This window comes from Delftia sp. ASV31 (genome assembly GCF_016428765.1).
Lineage (GTDB): Bacteria > Pseudomonadota > Gammaproteobacteria > Burkholderiales > Burkholderiaceae_C > Comamonas > Comamonas acidovorans.
The window spans coordinates 1-6,155 of sequence record NZ_JAELTK010000154.1 but is presented as its reverse complement, the minus strand read 5'-3'; the positions used below and the strand labels follow the sequence as shown (position 1 = coordinate 6,155).

At 68.9% G+C, this 6,155-nt stretch carries 5 protein-coding genes; all 5 read right to left on the bottom strand.

Features of this window, described 5'->3' with window-relative positions; all coding sequences use genetic code 11:
* Window positions 1-278, bottom strand: a 278-nt coding sequence (locus JHD82_RS28365; RefSeq protein WP_199140206.1) for a hypothetical protein, incomplete at its 3' end; no start/stop codon positions are given.
* Entirely contained in the window at window positions 275-1,312 is a 1,038-nt protein-coding gene (gene tssA / locus JHD82_RS28360) for a type VI secretion system protein TssA (RefSeq protein WP_199140204.1), read from the bottom strand. The genes JHD82_RS28365 and tssA, both read right to left, overlap by 4 nt.
* Before the next feature lie 57 nt (window positions 1,313-1,369).
* Window positions 1,370-2,074 carry a type VI secretion system-associated protein TagF gene (tagF, locus tag JHD82_RS28355; RefSeq protein ID WP_199140202.1) on the bottom strand — a complete coding sequence of 235 codons (705 nt, stop codon included), beginning with the start codon at window positions 2,072-2,074 and terminating at the stop codon, window positions 1,370-1,372.
* Complete coding sequence (gene tssM, locus JHD82_RS28350; RefSeq protein ID WP_043823006.1) at window positions 2,056-5,712, bottom strand: type VI secretion system membrane subunit TssM; 3,657 nt, start codon at window positions 5,710-5,712, stop codon at window positions 2,056-2,058. The genes tagF and tssM overlap by 19 nt, the downstream gene beginning before the upstream one ends.
* A gap of 4 nt (window positions 5,713-5,716) precedes the next feature.
* Window positions 5,717-6,155, bottom strand: a 439-nt coding sequence (tssL, locus tag JHD82_RS28345) for a type VI secretion system protein TssL, long form (protein WP_199140200.1), incomplete at its 5' end; no start/stop codon positions are given.

Sequence of the window (6,155 nt, the reverse complement as noted above, 5' to 3'; positions counted from 1 at the left end):
CCCTTGAAGCGCACGACGGCACTGGCGCTGCAACTACCGGTTTCATAGGCACGCGCGTAATTGAACTGGCTGCTGGGCCTGGCGTGGCGCAGGAAATAGCGCACACGCTTTTCGTCAATGCGCAGTGAATCGCAATGGATGCGGGGGTCTTCGCTTCTGGCGGTGCCGTCGCGGATCGTGATGCGCTCGATGGCGTTTGCAGGCCGTGCACCGGCATCTGCGAAGGCTGGCGTCGAGAGACCCACGCCCAGGGCCATGAAACAGCATTTGGCCTTCATGTCTGCTGCTCCTGCAGGTGGGCGCCCGTGATCACTTCCACCTGGGCCAGGCTGTCGGGGGACAGTTCGCGCAGGATGTCCATGAAGCCCATGCGCATGAAGCGCGCGGCACGGCGGATGAGCAGGGGGGCGGGGTTGGAGGGCTCGGTGCGCTCCACGAAGGCGGCGATTTCCAGCAACTGGGCAATCGCCTGTTCGCGGTTGCGCGCCGGGGCGGGTGCCGAGCCTGGCGCGGGGTGGGCCACCGTGCCGCCCTCTGTGCCGCCCTCTGTACCGGTTCGTGCGGCCGGATCGGCTTCGGCGGCCGTGTCGGCATCGCCTGTGGACTGGGGCTGCCATTGCTTGAGGGCCAGCAGCAGCTGGCGCAGGCCGTCGAGCTCGGGCTGCTGGTGGCTGGGCAGGTGCTGTTCGCAGCAGGCGCGGATCCGGTCGAGTTCCTGCAGCGCAGGGGTGACGGCCAGCAGGGTTTCGTGGCCCTCGGCATGCGCGCGTGCCGAGGCCATGCGCAATTCGTCGGCAGTCAGGTGCGGCAGGTCCTCGGGCACGTTGCCCCTGGCCATCAGTTCGGCGTCGCGCACGCTGATCTGGCCCAGCGCGCCGCGCAGGAAGTCGGCGTTGCGCAGGTCACGCACAAAGCCTGTCACATCGGACAGGGTGCCCAGGGCATTCATGCGCATGAAGTAGTCGTCGCCATCCTCGGGCAGGGGGTGGACATGCTCCCAGTGGCGCTCCAGCAGGGCGCCGCACAGCTGCAGGCCCTGCAGCGTGCCGGGCAGGCCGTGCAGGATGGTCCAGGCTCGGCACAGCAGCACGGCCACGCGCAGGTCCTTGGTGCGCTGCATCAGTGCCGAGGCCTGGCGCTCCACGTCGCGCCAGTCCGGTGGCTCGGCGGGGATGACGGTGTCGCCGAACTGCTGTTCTACCTTGCCCTGCGCAGCGCTTTCCATGGCCTGGAAATCGTTGTCATAGGTAAGGTCCGGGCCGCAGGGCGGCTCGGCGGCGGTCTCGGTCAGCAGGTCCTGGATATTGGCCATGGGCGGGTCGGTGTTGCTTGGGTATGGTGTGGAGTGGACGGTGCGATCTGGACGAACTCAGGCGCCCTTGAACAGCCGGGTGAACAGGCGGCGGTGCAGCACTTCGTGCTGGACCACTTCGTCAGGGGCGTGGCGCGGTGTGGCCGAGATCCACCAGACGGAGGTGGTGGAGCCCGGGCGCATGCAGGCGCGCCAGTCCATGCGCGGCAGGCGCGCGGCGTTGCCTTGCGAGGCGCCCATGTCAAGGTCTGCCAGCAGGCTGTGGATGGAGGCGCTGTCCGGCGTGCGGCCGTCCTGCTGGAACGGCCATTGCAGGGTGGCCAGCCGCTCGTCGAGCTGCTGGGCCGACAGGGGCAGGCGCCGGGCGTCGATGAGAGCATCACGGGCGCCGCTCAGAAAGCGTTCGATGTCCTGGTCCGACGCCGGCATGCCGGAGCTGCCGTCCACCGTGGCCATGATGGCCAGTGGAAAGAGCCGGCCGATGCGGTCGGAGCTGGGCCCGATCACGCCCAGCATGGGCTGGCCCAGGATGGAGGCGGGGCACAGGAAGAACCACAGGGGCGAGTGCACGAAGCGCGTGGACCAGTTGTCGGCCGCATCGCTGCGCAGCTGGTCCATGCCGTTGCGCAGCCACTCGTCCCAGCGCATGGTCAGTGCGTGGGGCATGCGCCGGCCGACGAAATCGCCCTGGCTTGGCAGCTTGCCCCACCAGGCGGCGCAGGGTCGCTGGAGGGTCATGGCGTTCACAGCCGGTCCGGACATTCGAATTCCTCCATGGCCTTGAGCCGGAATGGGTTGAGGACGCTGCTGGTGGTGACTTCCATGCGCAGCTTGCGTCCGTCGATGGTGAAGATCGCCGTGAAACGCTCGGGCGAGTTGCCCGGCAGGATCTGGGCACGGTCGAACAGGCGGTGCAGCGCCCAGGGGCCTTCGGTCACGATGCCGGTGTTCTGGGCGCCGGCGGCCGTGATCTGCAGCCGGGCCTGGCCGGTGCCGCGCGTGCCCGGCCAGGAGACGGCCTTGGGGATTTGCGGGCCGTGCTGGTAGCGCACGATTTCGCCGTCCACGTCCAGCACCATCTGGGAGATGGAGGCGTCCATGTCCAGCGGCTTGATCTCCAGCCGGATGCCGGGCGTGTTGCCGCCTGCGCGGAAGAACACGTCGCGGATGGAGGCCGCGCGCTGGAAGGCGGCCAGCGAGGCAGAGCCCCCCACCGGCGTGCCGTCCACACCCTGCTTGAAGGTCCAGGGCACGGTGGAGATGTCCACCATGGTCTGCAGCTGGGTGCGGAAGAACTCGTCCATGGTGCCGCCGGTGGCGAACAGGCGGGCGAAGTCGTCCGTGGTCACGTCGCGCGTGGCGCTGCGCGTGAAGGGGTAGCGGCCCAGGATGGCCCGGCGGCAGAAGTCGCCGATGGTGGCGTTGAGGTTGCCGCCCAGCGTGCTGCGCACGCTGCTTCCCACGAAGGACGATGTGGACGTGGCCAGGGCCTCGTACATGCTGTTGAGCGGAGGCGGCACGCGCTTGGCTTCCGAGCGCACCTTCTCCAGCGTGCCGCTCAGCGAGGGCGGCACGCCGCCGCCCTGGATCACCTGCTGGCGCGCCGAGGCGATGACGGCCGCCGCCTCGTTGAGCACCTGCAGGCTGGCGGTGATGGGCGCCGGGCCCGAGCCGTTGCTGGTGGCAAGGCGCCGGTATTCGCGGAAGCGGAAGTCCACGATGTCGGCCTCCAGCGTGCCCGTGGCCAGCATGCCGCCCACGTTCAGCGGCTTGCCGGTCAGGCGGCTGAGCTGGTGCTGTTCCTCGCGGATGCGCTGCAGTTTCTCGCCCAGCCAGCTGCTGGTGCTGCCCGAGCTGCCGCCTTCCTGCTGGTCCGGGCGGCGGGCCAGCGTGGTCTCGCGGGCCACTGCGCGGATGAACTGCTCCAGGCTGGAGTTGGCGGACGAGTACAGGCGGGCCTGCTCGCCGGCCTGCTCCAGCGAGGCCGTGCGTATGGGTCGGATGTCGGCCAGGAAGGTTTCCCACAGGCGCGCGTACTCCATCAGGTACAGGCGCTTGACCTCGTTGGCCAGCTGGCCCGTGAGCACTTCCTGGGCCACGCTGCGCCGGCCTTCGGCCTGACCCAGCACCCAGGTTTCCTCCTTGGCCAGCAAGGTGGTGACCTTGGGCAGCTCGTGCAGGAAGAGGCCGTGGTAGCCGTCATAGGTGAACAGGCCGCTGATGCCCTGGGTGAGCGGCTTGCCGCTGGCACGCGCAAAGACCTGGGGCGCCTCGGGACCGCTGGCACGCACCACGCTGAAGTCGGGCGGCAGCTTGTCGCCGGTGTTCAGCAGCTGCTTGAGGCGGCTGTAGGCGCGCTGGGCGGGCGACATCTGGGCCAGGCGCTGGCGCACTTCGGCGACCAGGTTGGCGTCGATGGGCTGGGCGGAGACCACCACGCGGCCGTCGATGAGGCGGTCCAGGTGTTCGGACAGCTGGTCCACCAGGCCGGCCTGCACCAGATGCTGGGGCAGGGTGTTTTCCCAATCGCTGCGCAGCCAGGCCTTGACGAAGGTAGCGTCGAAGTGGTCGGGCTCATAGAGCATGAGATAGGCCTTGAGCGTTTCGTAGCTGGCCTCGGGGCTGCCGGTGCTGACCTGGCGCAGCGAGCGCGCGACATGGCTGCTCAGGCGCGGCAGCCAGGCGTCTTCCAGCAGGCGCAGGTAGGTGGCGTGGGCGGCCGTCTGCACCTTGGGCACCTGCAGCAGGCCCCAGCGCCAGCCCAGCGGGGCCGATTCCTCGAAGCGGCTGCTCTGCGCCACGCGCGCCGCGTGGTTGAGCATGGGCACCAGGGCGACCACGTTGTCGGGGTCGGTGGCCTTGGATTCCTCCACGGCCTGGCGCAGCGTGCCGGCGTTGTCGGCCACTTCGTTCAGGTAGCGCTGGTTGTTCTCGTAGCTCAGCGTCCATGCCAGCGCCGCGCCGCCCAGGGCCAGCAGCAGCGCGCACAGGCCGGCGGCCTGCATCAGGCGCAGCTGGCGCTCTTTCTTGGCGTTGCGCCCGGTCAGGCCGGACTCGTTGAACATCACGTCCTTGAACAGCGACTCCAGGAAGTAGCTGCGGCCCTGCTGCGGCACGGCATCGGCCGGCAGGCGGCCACGCAGCGCAAAGCGGCGCGACAGGGCCGACATCACGCGGTCGAAGGGCATGCCCTCCTGCGTGCCGCTGGTGAAGTAGACGCCGCGCAGCAACGGTTTTTCCTTGAAGCGCGAGGCGGAGAACGCCGCATCCAGCGTGTCGCGCACCACGTCCTTGAGGCCGGCAAACTGCTGGGGCAGTGCGTAGAGCAGGCTGCGGCGCGCAAGGTCGGGCTCGGTCATCAGCCGCTGGGGCAGCAGGCGGTTGATCTGGGCGACCAGGGCGTCGAACTCCTCCATGTACAGGGCGCTGGCGGCCTGCGGGTCGCTGGCGGGCGAGCGCTGGGTCTTTTCGTCATAGGGATAGGTGAAGCCCCAGACCTGGGCGCGCTCCTCGCGGCTCATGGCGCCGAAGAACTCGTTGAAGCCCGCCAGCAGGTCGCTCTTGGTGACCAGCACGTAGACGGGGAAGCGGATGGTCAGCTCCTCGCACAGCTCGCTCAGGCGCAGGCCGATCAGCTGGGCCAGTTGGGCGCGCTCGGCGTCGCTGGCACTGAGCAGTTCCTGCACGCTGAGCGTGACGATCACGCCGTTGACGGGCTGGCGTCCGCGAAAGCGCTTGAGCAGCTGCATGAAGCCCTTCCAGGCTGCCTTGTCCTGCTCCGCATCGCTTTCCTGGGTGGTGTAGCGGCCGGCCGTGTCCAGCAGCACGGCCTGGTCGGTGAACCACCAGTCGCAGTTGCGCGTACCGCCTATGCCGGGGATGGCGCGCTTGCCGAACTGGGCCGCCAGCGGGAAGTCCAGCCCCGAGTTGATCAGGGCAGTGGTCTTGCCAGAGCCCGGCGAGCCGATGATCAGGTACCAGGGCAGCTGGTAGATGTAGCGCTTGTTCCAGCGGCCGAACAGGCCGCCTTCGGTCTGGCCGAAGCGGGTCTTGCTCAGCGTGTCCAGGGCTTCCTTGAAGCGTGACTCCAGCTCGGCCACTTCCTCGGAGCCTGCTGCGGGCGTGCCGTCCGCCTCGCGCGGCGAGGTCAGGCGGGCCAGGCCGGTCATGAGGTGCTCGTTCATGCGCTGTGCGCGCCACCAGCGCAGCAGCAGGCGCAGGAACCAGAGGATGAACAGGCCGGCGATGATCCACCAGCGCACGGTGGGGCTGCCCAGCGGCTGGTAGGGCTGGATGAAGACGAGCGGGCCGACGAACCAGATGAGCAGGCTCAGGGCCACCAGGCCCAGAAGCTCCAGCATGTAGCGGTTGAACAGCCATGAGGCGATGCGACGGATCATGGGATCAGTTCCTGGTCTCGGGTGCGGCAGGCAGGGCCTGCAGTTGCTGGTCACGTTGCTGGGGCGCGACCAGCAGGACGATTTCCACCCGCCGGTTCAGCGCCCGGCCTTCTGCCGTGTTGTTGGGCGCGACGGGGTCGCTGTCGGCACGGCCCTCGGCATGCAGGCGCTGGCGGTCGCGCAGCGAGCCGCCCAGCATCTGGGACACGGCCTGGGCACGTTCCTGCGACAGGTTCCAGTTGGACGGGAAGCGCGCCGTGCGTATGGGCAGGTTGTCGGTGTAGCCGTTGACGACGACCTTGCCCGGCACTTCGTCCAGGGCCGCTGCCACGCGGTGGATGACCTGCACGTAGCGGGGCTTGACGACGGTGGCGGCCGGGTCGAACAGGCCGTCGCCGCGCAGGATGACGGTGCTGCGGTCGGCCTCGTCGCGCACGCTGACC